Annotated in this window: 18 protein-coding genes; 8 read left to right on the top strand and 10 right to left on the bottom strand. The window is 73.6% G+C overall.

The window, feature by feature from the left end:
* Positions 1-241: 241 nt before the first annotated feature.
* From AC0ZLC_RS06465 to AC0ZLC_RS06455, 3 genes are all read left to right on the top strand, one after another.
* A complete protein-coding gene (locus AC0ZLC_RS06465) occupies positions 242-919 on the top strand; it encodes a uracil-DNA glycosylase (protein WP_476750911.1) in 678 nt (225 codons plus the stop codon).
* A complete protein-coding gene (locus AC0ZLC_RS06460; protein WP_476750910.1) occupies positions 916-1,911 on the top strand; it encodes an N-acetylglucosamine kinase in 996 nt (331 codons plus the stop codon). The genes AC0ZLC_RS06465 and AC0ZLC_RS06460 overlap by 4 nt, the downstream gene beginning before the upstream one ends.
* A 188-nt stretch (positions 1,912-2,099) precedes the next feature.
* Positions 2,100-3,023 (top strand): sirohydrochlorin chelatase, encoded by a 924-nt coding sequence (locus tag AC0ZLC_RS06455; protein WP_476750909.1) that lies wholly within the window; start codon positions 2,100-2,102, stop codon positions 3,021-3,023.
* 138 nt (positions 3,024-3,161) lie between these two features.
* Here AC0ZLC_RS06455 and AC0ZLC_RS06450 read toward each other — a convergent pair whose 3' ends face one another.
* Positions 3,162-4,202, bottom strand: coding sequence for a lactonase family protein (locus AC0ZLC_RS06450; protein WP_476750908.1), 1,041 nt, complete (start codon positions 4,200-4,202; stop codon positions 3,162-3,164).
* A 128-nt stretch (positions 4,203-4,330) separates the two neighbouring features.
* Positions 4,331-5,818 carry an FUSC family protein gene (locus tag AC0ZLC_RS06445; RefSeq protein ID WP_476751191.1) on the bottom strand — a complete coding sequence of 496 codons (1,488 nt, stop codon included), beginning with the start codon at positions 5,816-5,818 and terminating at the stop codon, positions 4,331-4,333.
* Positions 5,819-6,061: 243 nt separating this feature from the next.
* Here AC0ZLC_RS06445 and AC0ZLC_RS06440 point away from each other — a divergent pair, with 243 nt between their 5' ends.
* Both AC0ZLC_RS06440 and AC0ZLC_RS06435 read left to right on the top strand, forming a co-directional pair.
* Positions 6,062-6,538: an Lrp/AsnC family transcriptional regulator gene (locus tag AC0ZLC_RS06440; RefSeq protein ID WP_476750907.1), complete on the top strand. Its 477-nt coding sequence runs from the start codon at positions 6,062-6,064 to the stop codon at positions 6,536-6,538.
* A 272-nt stretch (positions 6,539-6,810) separates the two neighbouring features.
* A complete protein-coding gene (locus AC0ZLC_RS06435) occupies positions 6,811-7,293 on the top strand; it encodes an STAS domain-containing protein (RefSeq protein WP_476750906.1) in 483 nt (160 codons plus the stop codon).
* Positions 7,294-7,326: 33 nt separating this feature from the next.
* Here AC0ZLC_RS06435 and AC0ZLC_RS06430 read toward each other — a convergent pair whose 3' ends face one another.
* Positions 7,327-7,959: a GNAT family N-acetyltransferase gene (locus tag AC0ZLC_RS06430; RefSeq protein ID WP_476750905.1), complete on the bottom strand. Its 633-nt coding sequence runs from the start codon at positions 7,957-7,959 to the stop codon at positions 7,327-7,329.
* Between the two features lie 738 nt (positions 7,960-8,697).
* Complete coding sequence (locus tag AC0ZLC_RS06425) at positions 8,698-9,474, bottom strand: LysR substrate-binding domain-containing protein (RefSeq protein ID WP_476750904.1); 777 nt, start codon at positions 9,472-9,474, stop codon at positions 8,698-8,700.
* 58 nt (positions 9,475-9,532) lie between these two features.
* Here AC0ZLC_RS06425 and AC0ZLC_RS06420 point away from each other — a divergent pair, with 58 nt between their 5' ends.
* Together AC0ZLC_RS06420 and AC0ZLC_RS06415 are read left to right on the top strand one after the other, a co-directional pair.
* Positions 9,533-9,937 (top strand): DUF5997 family protein, encoded by a 405-nt coding sequence (locus tag AC0ZLC_RS06420; RefSeq protein WP_476750903.1) that lies wholly within the window; start codon positions 9,533-9,535, stop codon positions 9,935-9,937.
* Positions 9,938-10,376: 439 nt separating this feature from the next.
* Positions 10,377-10,838: a hypothetical protein gene (locus tag AC0ZLC_RS06415; protein ID WP_476750902.1), complete on the top strand. Its 462-nt coding sequence runs from the start codon at positions 10,377-10,379 to the stop codon at positions 10,836-10,838.
* A 93-nt stretch (positions 10,839-10,931) separates the two neighbouring features.
* On the opposite strand, the gene AC0ZLC_RS06410 is transcribed toward AC0ZLC_RS06415, so the two are convergent.
* From AC0ZLC_RS06410 to AC0ZLC_RS06395, 4 genes are all read right to left on the bottom strand, one after another.
* Positions 10,932-11,957 carry an alcohol dehydrogenase gene (locus AC0ZLC_RS06410; RefSeq protein WP_476750901.1) on the bottom strand — a complete coding sequence of 342 codons (1,026 nt, stop codon included), beginning with the start codon at positions 11,955-11,957 and terminating at the stop codon, positions 10,932-10,934.
* A gap of 167 nt (positions 11,958-12,124) precedes the next feature.
* Entirely contained in the window at positions 12,125-12,745 is a 621-nt protein-coding gene (locus AC0ZLC_RS06405) for a TetR family transcriptional regulator (RefSeq protein ID WP_476750900.1), read from the bottom strand.
* A gap of 105 nt (positions 12,746-12,850) precedes the next feature.
* Positions 12,851-13,474: a GOLPH3/VPS74 family protein gene (locus tag AC0ZLC_RS06400; RefSeq protein ID WP_476750899.1), complete on the bottom strand. Its 624-nt coding sequence runs from the start codon at positions 13,472-13,474 to the stop codon at positions 12,851-12,853.
* A 133-nt stretch (positions 13,475-13,607) separates the two neighbouring features.
* On the bottom strand, positions 13,608-13,910 hold the full coding sequence (locus AC0ZLC_RS06395) for a muconolactone Delta-isomerase family protein (RefSeq protein WP_476750898.1): 303 nt from the start codon (positions 13,908-13,910) through the stop codon (positions 13,608-13,610).
* 161 nt (positions 13,911-14,071) lie between these two features.
* Here AC0ZLC_RS06395 and AC0ZLC_RS06390 point away from each other — a divergent pair, with 161 nt between their 5' ends.
* Positions 14,072-14,785 carry an SDR family NAD(P)-dependent oxidoreductase gene (locus AC0ZLC_RS06390; RefSeq protein WP_476750897.1) on the top strand — a complete coding sequence of 238 codons (714 nt, stop codon included), beginning with the start codon at positions 14,072-14,074 and terminating at the stop codon, positions 14,783-14,785.
* Between the two features lie 16 nt (positions 14,786-14,801).
* Here the strand turns inward: AC0ZLC_RS06390 and AC0ZLC_RS06385 are convergent, their stop codons facing one another.
* Positions 14,802-15,314 carry a GNAT family N-acetyltransferase gene (locus tag AC0ZLC_RS06385; protein WP_476750896.1) on the bottom strand — a complete coding sequence of 171 codons (513 nt, stop codon included), beginning with the start codon at positions 15,312-15,314 and terminating at the stop codon, positions 14,802-14,804.
* A gap of 177 nt (positions 15,315-15,491) precedes the next feature.
* Positions 15,492-15,695, bottom strand: coding sequence for an MbtH family protein (locus tag AC0ZLC_RS06380; RefSeq protein ID WP_476750895.1), 204 nt, complete (start codon positions 15,693-15,695; stop codon positions 15,492-15,494).
* Between the last annotated feature and the right edge of the window lie 54 nt (positions 15,696-15,749).

Raw genomic sequence — 15,749 nt, 5'->3', positions numbered from 1 at the left:
CGCGAGTCACGGACGGCGACGTGGCAGGGGCGGTCACCCCCCGGAGTGAGGGCCCGTCATGCCAGCGGGTGCGGGGCCCGGCACGCGGAGGCGGGACGGGCCGAGCAGGCGATCCCGTGCGGCAGGCAGGCCGCGGGCCGTCCCCCCGGTCTCGTCGCCCCGGAGCCCTCGCCGGTCGTCTCCGGTCACCCTTCGGCCACCGGTTGATCAGCGCTGCCCGTACGGCAGTAGGGTGACGCCCGTGGCACCACGACCGTTGCACGAAATCGTCGAAGCGGGCTGGGCGAAGGCCCTGGAACCCGTCGCCGGGCGGATCGCCGAGATGGGTGACTTCCTGCGCGCGGAGATCGCCTCGGGACGCACCTACCTCCCGGCCGGACCGAACGTCCTGCGCGCCTTCCAGCAGCCCTTCGACGAGGTCCGCGTCCTCGTCGTCGGGCAGGATCCCTATCCCACCCCGGGGCACGCGGTGGGGCTGTCGTTCTCGGTCGCGCCCGAGGTGCGGCCGCTGCCCGGCAGCCTGATCAACATCTTCCGTGAACTCACCACCGACCTGGGGCTTCCGCAGCCTTCCAACGGTGACCTCACGCCCTGGACACAGCAGGGCGTCCTGCTGCTCAACAGGGCGCTCACGACGGCGCCGCGCAGCCCCGCCGCCCACCGCGGCAAGGGCTGGGAAGAGGTCACCGAACAGGCGATACGGGCGCTGGCGGCCCGCGGACGGCCGCTGGTGTCGATCCTGTGGGGCCGCGACGCCCGCAATCTGCGTCCACTCCTCGGGGACCTGCCGTCGATCGAGTCCGCGCACCCCTCCCCCATGTCGGCGGACCGGGGCTTCTTCGGCTCCCGCCCCTTCAGCCGCGCGAACGACCTGTTGATCAAGCAGGGCGCCCAGCCGGTGGACTGGCGCCTGCCGTGACGCGGCCCGGCCCGGTGTCCGGCGTCCTCGCCGTGGACTCGGGAGGCTCCGGGGTGCGGGCCGCGCTCGGTGTCCCCGCCGGCCGCGGCACCGCCCGCCCCGCGCCGCTGACGTGCGAGGAGCCGGTACGCACGGGCCCCCGTGGCATCGACGCGGGACACCTGCTGGAGCGACTGCTGCCGATGGCACGGCGGCTGATGGCCGACGCCGGTGTCGGTGAACTCGGGGCCGTCGCTCTCGGCGCCGCCGGTTTCGCCACCCTCGGTGCCGATCTGCGCGCCGTGCTGCCCTCCGCCCTGCACCGTGAACTGGGCGTACCACGCGTGGTGTTGGCCGCCGACGCCGTCACGGCGTACACGGGCGCTCTCGGCCGGCAGCCGGGCGCGGTGATCGCCGCGGGCACGGGCATGATCGCCATCGGTACGGACCTGACGAGCTGGCGCAGGGCCGACGGCTGGGGTCATCTGCTCGGCGACTGCGGCGGCGGGGCCTGGATCGGGCGCACCGGCCTGGAGTCGGCGGTCCGGGCCTTCGACGGGCGGCCCGGGGGTTCGGCGGCGCTGCTGGCCCGCGCAGAGGAGATGTTCGGGCCGGTGCCGGAGCTGCCGGGCCGGCTGTACGCGCGGGCCGACCGGGCCGCGGTGCTGGCGTCGTTCGCTCCCGAGGTCGCCGCCTGCGCGGGCGCCGACCCGGTGGCGGCGGGGATCCTGCGGACGGCGGCCCGGTACATGGCCGAGTCCGCTGCGGCCGTCTGTCCGGACGGCCGCAGGGCGCAGGTCGCCCTCACCGGTGGCCTGTTCAAGATGGGCGAACCGCTCCTCGTACCGCTGCGCGCGGAGCTGGCGGAGCAACTGCCGCACGCCCGCGCCGTACCGGCCGCCGGCGACCCCCTGCACGGCGCCATGCTCATCGCCGTCGACCTGGCCCGCGGTGAACTCGCGCTCGCGCGCGACGAACGCATGCTGCACGTGGTGACCGAGAAGACCGGTTGACCGGTTTCACCCGGGTGTGCGAGAACTTTCCACCGGACGAAACCGGACAGTCACGGCAGGCGCGTCAAGTCGCACACCAGTCATCATTTCTGATCCGTACGCAACTCATGCGACAAAAGCGGACGGATACCGCTCACCTGCACCCTCCCCGAACAGGGGAACCCAGGAAACCAGTAACATGCGGCGCCATGAGCTCCCCCACTGGGCCCGCGTCCGGCCTGCCCGTACGAATGCCGCGACCCCGCCAGCCAGGGCGGCACCGCCGCCCGGAACCCCTGGCGGCTCCCGAGGGCGCGCCCGCGCTCGTCCTCGCGCTGCCGGGCACTCCCAGTGCCGCCACGCGCAGCCTCGCCGAGGAGGTCGTGAGCATCGCCCGCTCCGAGCTCCCCGGCCTCGACGCCCGCATCGGGTACCTGGACGGCGACGACGCCGAGTTCCCCACCCTTCAGTCCGTGCTCGGCCGTGCCGCCGGCGAGCGCACCGCCCGCTTCGAGCAGGCGCGCGCCGCCGGGGCGGACGCGGCCGAGCCCGACGGCCCCGTGGCCGTCGTGGTGCCGCTGCTCGCCGGTCCGGACAACGCCCTGCTGCGCCGGATCCGCCAGGCCGTCATGGAGAGCCGGGTCGCGGCCGATCTGACCGACGTGCTCGGACCGCACCCGCTGCTCGCCGAGGCGCTGCACGTGCGGCTGTCCGAGGCGGGTCTGGCGCGCGCCGACCGGGCCCGGCTGTTCACCGTGGCGACCGCCGCGGACGGCATCATCCTCGCGTCGGTGGGCGGCGAGGAGGCCGTGCAGGCGGCCGGGATCACCGGCATGCTGCTGGCCGCGCGGCTGGCGGTGCCGGTGATGGCGGCGGCGCTCGACGAGGAGGGCTCGATCGCGGCCATCGCCGATCAGCTGCGTTCCTCCGGTTCCCAGCAGCTGGCGCTCGCGCCGTACCTGATCGGTCCCGAGCTGGACCCGGGGCTGCTCGAGGAGGCCGCCAGGGAAGCGGGCTGCTCCGCCGCCGAGGCGCTCGGCCCGTACCCGGCGATCGGCAAGCTCGCGCTCGCAAAGTACACGACGGCGCTGGGCATCGCCCCGCAGCAGCCGCAGGGCGCGCCGGTCCGCTAGAGCTGTCCGGCCGGCGCGCTCGCGGAAGCCACCGGCAGGGCGCACACCGCACTTCGGACGCCGAAAGGGCCCGTTTCCACGGAAACGGGCCCTTCGCCGTGCGGGAGGTCCGGGGGCGCCGGAGAGCGGTTCCGCGGTTCAGCCGAACACCACGCAGGACGCCGCGGGCGCCTGGATCGAGCCGCCCTTGCGCAGCATCCCCGTGACGGGGTCCACCGCGAACCAGGTCACGTCCCCGGAGCGTTCGTTGGCGACGTGGAGGAAGCGCCCCGAGGGGTGGAGGGCGAGGGCGCGCGGCCAGGTGCCGCCGCACGGGACCGTCGCGACGAGTCGCAGTTCCTCTCCATCCAGCGCGAGCACCGAGATCACGTCCTCGCCCCGGACGGCGGTCCACACGAACCGGCCGTCGGGCGAGACCACGATGCCCGACGGGAAGGCGTCGCCGTCCGGGGAGCCCGGCAGCACGGAGGTCTCGCCGAGGGGCCGCAGCGCCCCTTCGGCGGCGTCCCAACGGCAGACGGTCACGGTGGGCGCGAGTTCGTTCGCGAGGTACGCGTGCTCGCCGTGCGGATGGAACGCCAGGTGGCGGGGGCCGCAGCCGGGCCGCAGCGCCGTCTCGCGGTGCAGCGCGAGCGTTCCGCCGTCCAGCGTGCACACCCGCACCGAGTCCGTGCCGAGGTCCACGCTCACGGCCCAGCGGCCACTCGGGTCGGGCTGCACCTGGTGGGCGTGCGGGCCCTGCTGGCGGGGGGCGTGCGGGCCCGAGCCCGTGTGTGTGAACACGTGGGAGGGTGCGTCGGCGAGCCTCCCGTCGGCGCGGACGGGCACCGCGGTGACACTGCCGGAGTCGTAGTTGGCGGTCAGGACGTGGCCGGCGAAGAGGCTGAGGTGGGTGGGCCCGCTGCCACCGACCGGCACGGGCGGCCCGGCCTCGACCAGCTTGTCGCCGGCCACGCGGTAGGCGGCCACTGCCCCGTCGGCCGTCTCGCTGACCGTGTAGAGCGTGCCGCCGTCGGGCGACAGCGCCAGGTACGAGGGGTCGGGCACGCCGTCCGCGGCGCTCAGCACCGTCAGGGTGCCGCTCTCCGCGTCCACGTCCGCGGTGAGGACGCCGAGGCCTCCCGCCGCCGTGAACGAGCCGATGAACGCCCGTGGTTGCCGCATGACGCCGTCTGTCACTGCCGTCCCCTCTCGCTCCTGCGCTGTCCGGGGCGACGGTAGCAGCCGGGGTTCATCGGTCCGGACCAAGTCGCTGCGGCGCACGGCGCGTTCGGCCTGCGCAGAACCGCACCGCCGACCCCGCGGCCTCACGCCCCCAGCAGGCGCGAGCCTCCCAGCGGTGCGGCGAGGGCGGCGAGCGCCCGCTCCAGGCCGTGGAGGTGGGCGAGGGCCTGCTCGGCGCCGGGGTGGTGGCCGGGCACGGCCGCGTGCGCCGGCAGGGCACGTTCCGGTACGGCGCCGACGAGCGTCTCCATCGCCGCCTCTACGCGTCCGCACGCGGCGGTCAGACGCGCGTCGTGCGAGGCGTCCGGGTCGGCGGCCACGGCGGCGAGTCCACGGGCCTCGCGGGCGCACTCGTCGAGCAGGGCGAGGACCTGACGGGCCCGTGCCTTGCGGGCCCGCAGCGGGTTGAGCGGATGGACCAGGGGCGCGAGGGCCAGGCGGACCCGCCCGAGGAGTGCTTCGAGTTCCGCCACGCGGGGCGCGGGATCGGCGAGGGCGTCACCTGCCAGCCGTCGGGCCGCGGCGGCGGTGCAGCCGTGGACCGCGTGCAGCGCCCGCTCGACCCAGCGGTCGGTCACCGCGTGCGTGGTGACCGGCAGGATCAGCGTGACGGCGAGCGCGGCACCGAGGGCGCCGACGCCGGTCTCGGCGAACCGCAGCGCCAGCAGCCCCGGATGCAGCACGCCGAGGAGCCCGTAGAGCAGGCCCGCCATGACGGTGACGAAGAACATCATCCAGCTGTACGAGGGCGCCGCCGTGTAGAAGATGCCGAAGACGCACACGGCGACGAGCGCGGCGGTGGGCGCCGGGGCACCGTGCAGGGGGACGGCGACGAGCAGCCCGGCACCGATGCCGGTGACCGTGCCGACGACGCGCCGGAAGCCGCGGACCAGGGTCTCGCCGCGCGACGCGGTGTTCACGAAGATCCACCATGCGGTGCCGACGGCCCAGTACCAGCGCTCGTGTGAGAGGACCGGGCCCGCGGCGACGGCGAAGGCGCAGGCGGCGGTCGCCTGGAAGGCCTGGCGGGTGGCCGGGCGGTCGAGCCCGCGTCCGTCCAGCGGGGCGGGCGCGGCGGGCAGTGGAGTGCGCCGCTCGATGCACCATGCGCCGAAGCGGACCGCGGAGGTGGCGGCCAGGGACAGCGCGACGGCCTCGTACAGCTCCGGCAGCTGGCCGGTCTCGGCGTGCAGGAACTGGGTGGTGAAGAACATCATGAACGCGAAGATCCCGAGGGCGTGGCCGCGCGGTCCCCAGCGGCGGGCGTACACCCCGCAGAAGATCACCGCGAGCCAGGTCGCGTCCCGCAGGGCCGGCACCCCGTGCAGCGCGGTGGCGACCGCGAGGACGGGGAAGCCGACGACCGGCAGCAGCGCGGTGGTGACCGCCTGGCCGCGCACCGTCGGGTCGCCCACGGTGAAGAGCGCGAGGAGCGCCGCGAGCCCGCCCGTGATCGAGGCGGGCAACGACAGTCCGGCCAGTTCCGACAGGGTCACGGCGAGGCCGATGCCGAGCACCGCCCGCGCCGAGACCCGCAGCCGGAACAGTCCCGGATCCGGAGCCTTGAACATCTTCTTCACCGCCGGCAGCCCGCCCCCATCTCGCGTCGACACAGCCTTTCGAGGACACCCTCAGGACATGGGAATGGCGCCGCGGGCACGGATCCGGCTTCGTTGCCTGTCCTGCGCTGCGCGGCGCCATCAATGGGCACTAGGTAAGCATCAGCTCGGCGATGGCTCAACCGGCTCACATTTCACTGGGCCATTGGTACAGTCACGTCTGATCGCTCATGACGGCAGGGAGGCCAACGGACCATGGCCGTGGACGGACTCGACACCCGCATCCTGCGGCTCCTCCTGGAGCAGCCGCGCACCAGCGTGCGGGAGTACGCGCGGATCCTCGGCGTCGCGCGCGGCACGCTGCAGGCCCGCCTGGACCGGCTGGAGCGCGACGGCGTGATCACCGGCACGGCGCCCTCCCTGTCCCCCGCCGCACTCGGCCACCCCGTGCTCGCCTTCGTGCACGTCGAGGTCACCCAGGGCAACCTCGACGACGTGGGGGACGCGCTCGCCGGCGTGCCGGAGATCGTCGAGGCCTTCTCGATCACGGGCGGCGGCGATCTGCTGACCCGGGTGGTGGCGCGCGACAACGCGCATCTGGAGGACGTCATCCAGTCCCTGATCAGTCTGCCGGGCGTCGTCCGGACCCGCACCGAGGTGGTGCTGCGCGAGCGCGTTCCGTACCGGCTGCTGCCGCTGGTCGAGTCGATGCGCCGCGCGGCCGAAAGCTGACCGGGAGGCCCCTCCGGAGCCCTGGGGCCGGTACCGGTACCGGTGATCCCGGACCGGACCCCTTCGTCGCCCCGCCCGTGTGCTACCGCCGGGATTGCGGGGCACACGCACCCGTACGGGTGGCGATCGGAGGGCACCTGGAGCGCACGGCAGCCCGGTACGGGAGGCCTGGGGAGAACCGTCCGGGCCGTTCGCCCGGCCCGGACGAGCACGGACGTGCAGGAGAGCGCCGGTAGTCGTGGCTCGCCGCACCGGGGCCGGATGGAGGTGCGATGTCCACACAGACCCACCGTCTGACCATCACCGAGATCACCAGTTGCGACGAGTGCGCGGTCCTGCGGGTCAGCGGCGAACTCGACCACAGCTGCGAGGGGCTCTTCCTCGGCACGCTCGGCGCCAGCGTGGACGCCGGTCACCGGCACCTGGTGCTGGATGTCACGGCCCTCGTCTTCTGCGACTCACGGGGACTCAACAGCCTGCTGGCCGTCCGGTGGCTGCTGGAACGCCGCCAGGGAAAGCTCATGCTGGCCGGAGCGGGCCGCCGCCTCACGGAACTGCTGGCGCAGACGGGGAGTTCGGAGCTGCTGCCCACCCGGCTCACGGTCGGGCAGGCCCTGCTGGACCTGCCCGCGGAGCACCGTCCGGTGTGGCCCCCGGTGGCATCCCGCCCGGGGGGCCGCTCGGTCCACGGGTCCCCGCAGCCGCCGCACCGTCCGTCACCGCATCAGCGCCCGCAGGGCAGCGGGGGCGAGTGACCGGGCGCACGTCACGCCCGTCCCGGTCGGGACTCACAGTCCGTCGAGCCGTCCCGTCGCGCGCCCGAGGTAGGTGACCGGGCCGGGGTCGGGCACATCGATCTCGTGGAAGCCCAGACGGTCGTAGAACGCCCTGGCCGGGCGATTGGACGTCACCATCGCCAGGTGGACGGCCGGCACCCCCCTGTCCCGCAGGGCCAGCAGCAGGGTCCGCATCAGCGCACGGCCGTGGCCCCGCCCCTGCCACTGGGGGAGCAGGTCGATGTGCAGATGAGCCGGATACGCGGTGACTTCCGGGACGACCATGCGCTCGGGACGGTGCAGCAGCAGGATCATCTCCTCGTCGGCCGTGCCCGCCGGTTCGGGCGGCTGCGGATAGCGGTCCGCGACCAGGGGCAGCCACCGGTCGCGGAAGGCCGCGGCGAAGCGGACGGTGTCCGCGGTGCCGAGGATGTAGCCGACCGCCTCCCCCCGCCCGTCGTCCAGCACGAACGCCAGCTCCGGTTCCAGCTCCACGTACGGGACGGCGAAGATCGTGGGAAAGATCCCGGGATCCTTGTAACAAGGCCTGCTGTCACCGCCGTTGTGGGCGGTGCGGACGCAGATGTCCTCAATGGCCACTCGGTCCTCGCTGCGGTACGGACGTATGGCGGGAGACGAAGTCACCGCAGCATCCTGCACAGAGGGGAGCGCCCCCACAACTCCCCTTTCCGGGGCGGGGAATCAAACTCCCGTCCCCCGCCCGTCAGGAGCGGGGCTCCCGCGGGGTGCACAGCCCTGGGAACGCTGCCGATCACTGGATCCTGGCGGCAATCGACGGCCACGAGGACGCCGGCCCACGGGAGGGCCGGGGGTTCGTCGACACGTGGTGAGCCGGGTCGGCGGGGGCGGCGGGGTGGCCGACGCCGGGTCAGCCCTGCGGACGGAAGCGGGGCAGCGGGCCTGGCCGGGCGGGTGTGAGCTGGTGGTTGCCGGGTGAGCCGGGCGGGCGTCATGAGCGCGGGGCGCCGGGGGCCGGTCGGTCGGACGTGAGCCGGTCCTCGTGAGCCCTGCGGGGCCGGATGGGCGCGGGGCGGGGGCCTTCCACGTGCGGCGGCGAGTCCGGGGCGGCGGGCGACGGCTCGCCCCCGGGAGGTGGGCGACGGCTCCCCCGGGCGGTCGCCCGGAACGTGCCGGTGGGCAGGCGGCACCGAGCGTGCCGGTGTCCCGTCGCCGGTCGTCGAGGTGCCCGGCTGCCGACCGCATGCACGGGGGCCGCGTGGCCAGTCTCAGACGGACGCCCCGGGGACCACGGGCGGTCCGTCGACTGCACCGAGGCGCGCCGCGTGCGGCCCGCGGGTCCACGCCGGGGGCGGCCGGACGCGGGGTCGGCGTTCGGTGTGGCCGGCGATGATCCGCCGGGGGTTACGAGCGGCGGCGTGGCTTGCCGCGCTTGGCGCCCTTGGACGCGCCGCCGGCACCGCCCCGCGGACCCTTGCCGGGCTGCTTGCCGCCTTCGGGCTTCTGCCGGGAGTCGCCCTTCCCGGGCTGCTTCCGCCTCGGCTGTGCCGGCGTGGCCGCCGGGGCCGCTGACCGTCCGCGTGAGCTGTTGACGGTGCGCCCCCGGACGATCCCGATGAAGTCCTCGACCAGGTCGGTGGTCTTCTCCTCCGGCCACGACAGCGCGACCCGCGACTCGGGGGCGTCCGAGACCGGGCGGTACGTGAGGTCCTTGCGGTGGTGAAGCCGGGCGAGCGACTGCGGGACGACGAGGACCCCCACGCCCGCCGCCACCAGCTCCACGGCGTCCTCGGTCGTGGCGGGGCGTTCGATCGCGGGCCGCCCGGGCAGGCGCTCCCAGTCGAGGACGTCGTCGAGGGGATGCAGCACGATCTCGTCGGCCAGATCCTCGGCGGACACCTCGTCGACCGCCGCCACTATGTGGTCCTTGGGGACCACGACGACCGGCGTCTCGGCGTAGAGGGGGATCGCGCTGAGGTCCGTGCCGTCGACCGGGAGCCGGACGAAACCGGCGTCCGCGCCGCCTCCGCGCAACAGGGCACTCGCCTCGGTGGCGGACACGGCGACGAGGGTGAGCGGGACGTCGGGCAGGCGCTCGTTCCAGATCCGCACCCACTTGGTGGGTGTCACTCCCGGGACATACGCGAGCCGGAACGAGGGGGATGCTTCCGAGCCTGTCACCTGGCCAGGCTACCGGGCGTGGTCAGAGGGGGCGCACATGCTCGATACCCTTGACACCATGACGTCGCAGCAGACCACCCAGACCATGAAGCCCGCCACCGCGGCGAAGAAGCTGGGTGTGTACCTCCAGGCCACGCCCGCCGAGTTCCAGGAGGGTGTCGTCTCACGCACCGAGCTGAGCGCGCTGCAGACCGATCCGCCGGAGTGGCTGGTGGAGCTGCGGCGCAACGGCCCGCATCCCCGACCGGTGGTCGCGGCGAAGCTCGGCGTCTCGATCGCGGGGCTCGCCCGCGGCGGAGTCACCGAGGCCCTCACCACGGAACAGATCGAAGCGCTGAAGAAGGAGAGCCCCTCCTGGCTGCGGCGGGAGCGCGCCACGCAGGCCGAGGTCCGCAAGGAGTCCGTGCGCCTGAAGGAGAAGAAGGCGGAGCGTGCGGACGAGTCCGGCGACTCCCGCTCCTGATTCCTCTCTCCCGGCCGGCCGGGCGGCCCTCGTCGCCCCGGTCGGTCGGCGCCTGAGCGGGAGGGCGTGCGCGGCGGCCGGTGACCCCGCCATCCCGGCCACCCCGGTAGCCGTAGATCGCGTCCCCCAGCCGTAGATCCCGTTCCCCGGCCGTAGATCCCGTCCCCGAGGCTGTCGAGCCGTTGTTCGCCCCGGCCGACGAGGAGCGGGACGACGGCCAGGCGCCATTCGTCGGTCAGTCCGGCGTGGCGGGTCCGCCGTCGGGCGGAACGGGTTGCTCCGTGCGAGTGGTGCATCCCCCGGCGGAGCCGTAGCGTCGGGACCAAGGACGACGGCCGGCGACGAGTCACGCGGTCGACGGCCGCCCGCCACCCCGGCCTGCCCGGCCGGGTGGACAGGCGCGGGGCCCGAGGTCCCGCAGAGCAGGCCGGGAGCGGACATGCCCACAAGAACAGTCAGGGCGGCCATCGTGTTCTGCGCCGCCGCGTCGCTGGCGACCGCCACGGCCGCCGCCTCCCCCGCGGCGTCGCCCACGTCCACGCAAACCGTCGACCGGCAGGCGCGCACGCCGGTGATCGTCGACTGCTTCTCGCACGCACAGGTGCGTCCCGCCCGCTTCATCCTGGCCTGCGGCGACGGCAACAGCCGCCTCTCCTCGCTGCACTGGTCGCGGTGGGACGGCAACCGCGCGGTGGCCACGGGCTTCAACGTCGTGAACGACTGCAAGCCGTACTGCGCCGCGGGGAAGTTCCACGCGTACCCCGTCACCGTGCGCCTCGACCGCACCCAGACGTGGAAGAAGCAACCCCAGCTGTCCCACTACACGCGGATGAGCCTGGTCTACACCGGCAGCAGGCCGGACGGCGTCGGGCGAACGGTGATCCAGCCCCTGTGGAACTGAGCGCTGTCCCCTCATCCGGATCATCCGAAGGGGAGCCCACGCCACCTCTCCGAACCGTGACGTGGGCCCCGGCCCTGTCTCCTTGCTGCTCCGTCAGCTGGGCGTGAGCACCATCCGGTAGCGGGCCGCGCCGGCCAGCATCTTGTGATACGCCTCGTCTGCCCGGTCCAGGGGCACGGACTCGATGGTCGGGCGGATCCCGTGCAGCGCGCTGAACTCCATGGTGTCCTGCACGTCCTGCGCGGTGCCGGAGGGGTGGCCGCGGACGACACGGCCGCTCATGAGCAGCTGGAGCGGGCTGATCCCGAGCGGCTCGGGGCTGGCCCCGATGGCCACCAGCTCGCCGCGGTGCGACAGCCCGTCCACGGTCGCCGTGATGGCGTCGGAACTGCCTGCGGTGGCGAGGACGACCTTGGCGCCGCCGAGTGACTGCAGTGCGTCCGCGACGGGGGTCCCGCCCGTGCTGTCGATGTAGTGGTGGGCGCCGAGCCGCAGGGCGAAGTCCGCCTTGTCGGGCCCCCTGGCGATGGCCACGGTCTCGAAGCCCATGGCGACCGCGTACTGCACCCCGAGGTGCCCGAGACCGCCGATGCCGAGGACGGCGACCAGGTCCCCCGGCCGCGCCGAGCTGCGCCGCAGCCCGTTGTACGTGGTGACACCGGCGCAGGCCATGGGTCCCGCGTCGCTCGCCGTCAGCGCGTCGGGGATACGGGCCAGGGCGTCGACCGGCGCGACCATCGCCTCCGCGAAGCCGCCGTCGTACGCCCACCCGGGGACCTTGAGGTTCTCGCACACGACGAAGTCGCCCTGCCGGCAGGGCTCGCAGTGGCCGCAACTGCCGCCGAACCAGCCGACGGTGACCCGGTCGCCGACCTGCCAGCCGCTGTCCCGCGCGCCCTCACCGAGCTCGTCGACGCGCCCGGCGATCTCGTGCCCGGGAACCAGTGGAAAGCGGATGCCGGGCATACCTGCCGACACGAAGAACGCGTCACTGTGGCAGATCCCGCAGGCCTCCACGGCGACCCGCACGTGGCCCGGGCCCGGTCGCGCAAGATCGCGCTCGACGATCTCGAACGGGCCGTTCGCGGCAGCCACCTGCGCTACTCGGTAGGTACTCATGCTGTCTCTCCGGAACAGATGCGACGGCCCCCACGACCAGCAGACCAGCTCCCCGCCCGCCGCGCGCGCCGACGCGGAGCCGGGTTCCCGAAGCGGACCCTTTCCCGACCCGAGGCGGACCCTTTCCCGATCCGAGTTCCCGCACTCACCGCACCCCGACACGGACGTCACCCGGCGGACGCGGCCGTCTCCGGTTCGCGGGCGCCGAGGATGGCGAGGCAGTTCCGCCACAGGACGCCGAGCCGCTGCGTGTCGTTGTAGAGCTTGGCGAAGAGCACCTGGCCCTCGAGCTGGGCCACGACGGACCGGGCGGCCTCGCGGGGGTCGCCCACCGTGACCTCCCCCCGCTCGCGTGCGTCGGCGACGACCTCTTCCACCATGGCGACCTGCGCGTCGAAGATCTCCTGCAGACGCGCGCGGATGGCTTCGGTCTGGTTGCTCATCTCCAGGGTGAGGTTCCCGAACATGCACCCCGAGACCGTGCCGCAGCTCTGCTGTCCCGCGCGCTGTCCGGCTTCCGTCTCCTCGAAGAGCTGCCGCAGCCTCTGGAGAGGATCGGCGTCGCCTCGCAGGACGCGGGTCCAGTCGCCGCGCTGGGTGGCCCACTGTTCGTCGAGCACGGCGAGTGCGAGGGCCTCCTTCGACTCGAAGAAGTAGTAGAAACTGCCCTTGGGCACACCGGCGGCCTTGCAGATCTCGGCGGTGCCGAGGGCCGAGTAGCCCCGCTGCTCGATGAGCGACCGGGCGGCGGTGAGGATCTTCTCCCTGGCATTGCTGGTACGTCCCATACGCCCAGTATACGACCGACCGACTATAAGAGAGTCGAGCGGTCGAGTGCCGGGCGGAGGGCGAGCCCGGGCCGGCGCCCGAGTTCGGCGTCGGCCCGACTCGCGTCACACACTGCCGCGCCAGACGTTGTCGAAGGCCGCTTCCTCGACGGCCCGGCGCTGCCGTACGGCCTCCAGCTCCATCACGGCGTCGTTGACCGCGGCCAGGACCGTCGCCACCGTGTCGTCGGGGATGTCCGGGTCGTTCTCACCGGATTCGCCGGACGGTTCGTCGTACAGGCCGGCGGCCGTCGCGAGAGCGACGAGGACCGGCTCGCGGGCCGCCCAGCGGGCTTCCGCCCGGCTCCGGGCCGGTGAGTCGACGAGGGTCGCGGGGCCCGCCGTCCGGAAGGACGCGAGACGGCGGTGCGGCCGCGTGAGCTGGCCCTCCGCCTCGAAAGCGGCCTGATACGCCGAGGACAGGTCGCGGCCCCTGCGCCACAGCCAGTCCTCCACCGGCTCGTGCGGCTCCTGCCCGACGAGTGAGGCGGCGGCCTCCCGCAGCAGGGGGTCGTCCTGCTGCGAGTGATCGCCCGGCACGATGCGGACGCCGTCCAGCCGGAGCACTCCCCCGTCGAGGAGATCGAGGACCTCGGCGCCGGCGAGCGTGAGCGACAGGGCGCCGGGGTCCACGGAGCGGTCCGGCTCCAAGTCGATCGCGACGATCAGCAGGTCCCGCGCTGTGGTCATGTCGGCATCCTCTCGGAGGTGGGAACCACGGTACGACGCGACGGTGGTGCGGCGCCTGCCGTACGGCCGGACCCGAAGCGGGCCAAACGCCCCCGGCGTGCGCCCTCCTGTGGGCCGCCCGCGGAACGGGTGGTCACGCGGCGGCGCCGGCCCCGCCCGGGTCGTTCGGGTGGGAGACGAGCGGGGTGACGGTCGCCCTCATCCAAGGGCGCAGCGGGAGCGTGCCGAGCACCTCCCGGTGGAGCTCCGCCTCGTCCGCGGCCTTCCATATGCCGACGCTGCGCAGCTCGCCGAGGGGCCGCCACAGGCGCACCAGCCGGCCCGCGCTCGCCAGTTCCCGCGCCCGGACCGCCTCGGCGGCGCGGCGCCGGTCGACCTCGGCGGGGTCGGTGCCCTCGGGGACGGTGGTGACGAGTTCGACCAGGAACTCACGCATGGCGCTTCTCCGTTCTGTGACGCGTCCGCGGGGAAACGCCCGCGGCGACTGGCCTTGAGAATAGTAGACCGGTCGCTTATATTCCATGCACGGCCGGTCGGGCAGTCGCCGGGCCGGCCGTGTCCCGTCAGTCGCGCCGTATCCCGTCAGGAGAAACCGTCATGATCTCTCAGGGTCAGAAGGTCGCCGTCGTCACCGGTGCTTCGCAGGGCATCGGCGCGGGCCTGGTCGCCGGCTTCCGGAAGCTCGGCCACGCCGTCGTGGCCACGTCGCGGAGCATCGCCGAGTCACCGGACGCCGACGTCCTCACCGTCCGGGGCGACATCGCCGACCCCGCCACGGCCGAGCGCGTCATAGCCGCGGGCCTGGAGCGGTTCGGCCGGATCGACACCCTGGTCAACAACGCCGGGATCTTCGTCGCCAAGCCGTTCACGGAGTACACGCGGAAGGACTACGACGCGGTCCTCGGCGTGAACCTGTCCGGCTTCTTCCGGATCACCCAGCTCGCCGTCGCGAACATGCTGGAGCACGGCGGCGGCCACGTCGTGCAGATCACGACCAGCCTCGTGGAACACCCCAACTCCGCCGTGCCGTCCGTGCTCGCCTCGCTGACCAAGGGCGGACTCCAGGCGGCCACCAGAGCCCTGGCCATCGAGTACGCCGACCGGGGCGTCCGCAGCAACGCCGTCGCACTGGGCACGATCAAGACCCCGATGCACCCCGAGGAGAACCACGCGGCCCTCGCCGCGCTCCACCCCGTCGGCCGCATGGGCGAGGTGAGCGACATCGTCGACGCGGTGCTGTACCTGGAGAACGCCCCGTTCGTCACCGGCGAGGTCCTGGCCGTCGACGGAGGTCAGAGCGCCGGCCACTGAGCCGCCGGGGACGGGCTCAGGACGTGTCGGCCGTGGAGATCACCAGCATCTTCGTCACCGAACCGTCGTCGCCGACCACGTCGCGCACGTGCCGGAAGCCGATACGGTCGGCCATCGCCAGACTGGCGGTGTTCCCGGCGCCCACCATGCCGTAGGCCTCCTTGAGGCCCAGGTTGCCGGCGGCGTGGCGCAGCAGGCCGCGGACCACTTCGGTGCCCAGCCCCTGGCCCCAGTACTGCGGAGCGAGGGCGGTGATCAGCTCGTACCCGTCCACGTTGCCGGTCTTCTTCACCTCCGCGTGGCCGGCGTACGCGCCCTCGAACCACAGGCCCCAGACGTCGAACATCCGCTTGGGGTACACGTCGGTCAGGATCGTGCGGAACAGGGTCCGGAGGTCGGCCTCCGGGACCAGCTCCTGGCCCATCCAGCGGCAGACCTCCTCGTCGCGCAGGAGCGCCACGAAGGGGTCCTCGTCCTGGGGCCGGTAGGGGATGAACTCCAGTCGCTCGGTGCGCAGCGTGGGCGTCATCGGCGTACTCCTCTGGGTGATGCGGGGCGGGACGGGCGTCGCGGAGGGGCGCGGCGCGAAGACGTGGTGGGGGGAGGGCCGTGCGCCGGGCGCCGGGGCGGCGGTGTCGCCGCCCCGGCGCCGCGAGTCCGGGCAACGGGTGCTCACCGGCCCGGGGTCCGGGCCGGGACGGGCGGGCTAGGAGCCCGCCTTCTCCATGCGCTCGCGCAGGCTGCGGGGACGCATGTCGGTCCAAACCTCGTCGACGTAGGCGGAGCACTCGGCCTCGCTGCCCTCCTTGCCGACGGGCTGCCAGCCGGCGGGCACGTCGACGTCGACCGGCCACAGCGAGTACTGGTCCTCGTCGTTGCGCAGCACCTGGTAGCGGGTGTTCTCGTCCATGTCACGCTCTTTCGTCGTCGGTACGGTGGTGGCGGCCGGCCGGGAACCGGCCGG

It is taken from the genome of Streptomyces sp. GLSS-08, from assembly GCF_056387915.1.
This window is presented reverse-complemented; position numbering and strand designations above follow the sequence as displayed.

Excerpts from the sequence above, each read along its gene's own strand:
- AC0ZLC_RS06380 (WP_476750895.1), bottom strand. The coding sequence starts at position 15,695 with ATGGACGAGAACACCCGCTACCAGGTGCTGCGCAACGACGAGGACCAG.
- AC0ZLC_RS06445 (WP_476751191.1), bottom strand. The coding sequence starts at position 5,818 with ATGTTCAAGGCTCCGGATCCGGGACTGTTCCGGCTGCGGGTCTCGGCG.
- AC0ZLC_RS06435 (WP_476750906.1), top strand. The coding sequence starts at position 6,811 with ATGTCCACACAGACCCACCGTCTGACCATCACCGAGATCACCAGTTGC.
- AC0ZLC_RS06395 (WP_476750898.1), bottom strand. The coding sequence starts at position 13,910 with ATGCGTGAGTTCCTGGTCGAACTCGTCACCACCGTCCCCGAGGGCACC.
- AC0ZLC_RS06455 (WP_476750909.1), top strand. The coding sequence starts at position 2,100 with ATGAGCTCCCCCACTGGGCCCGCGTCCGGCCTGCCCGTACGAATGCCG.
- AC0ZLC_RS06440 (WP_476750907.1), top strand. The coding sequence starts at position 6,062 with ATGGCCGTGGACGGACTCGACACCCGCATCCTGCGGCTCCTCCTGGAG.
- AC0ZLC_RS06415 (WP_476750902.1), top strand. The coding sequence starts at position 10,377 with ATGCCCACAAGAACAGTCAGGGCGGCCATCGTGTTCTGCGCCGCCGCG.
- AC0ZLC_RS06390 (WP_476750897.1), top strand. The coding sequence starts at position 14,072 with ATGATCTCTCAGGGTCAGAAGGTCGCCGTCGTCACCGGTGCTTCGCAG.
- AC0ZLC_RS06385 (WP_476750896.1), bottom strand. The coding sequence starts at position 15,314 with ATGACGCCCACGCTGCGCACCGAGCGACTGGAGTTCATCCCCTACCGG.
- AC0ZLC_RS06405 (WP_476750900.1), bottom strand. The coding sequence starts at position 12,745 with ATGGGACGTACCAGCAATGCCAGGGAGAAGATCCTCACCGCCGCCCGG.
- AC0ZLC_RS06410 (WP_476750901.1), bottom strand. The coding sequence starts at position 11,957 with ATGAGTACCTACCGAGTAGCGCAGGTGGCTGCCGCGAACGGCCCGTTC.
- AC0ZLC_RS06400 (WP_476750899.1), bottom strand. The coding sequence starts at position 13,474 with ATGACCACAGCGCGGGACCTGCTGATCGTCGCGATCGACTTGGAGCCG.
- AC0ZLC_RS06420 (WP_476750903.1), top strand. The coding sequence starts at position 9,533 with ATGACGTCGCAGCAGACCACCCAGACCATGAAGCCCGCCACCGCGGCG.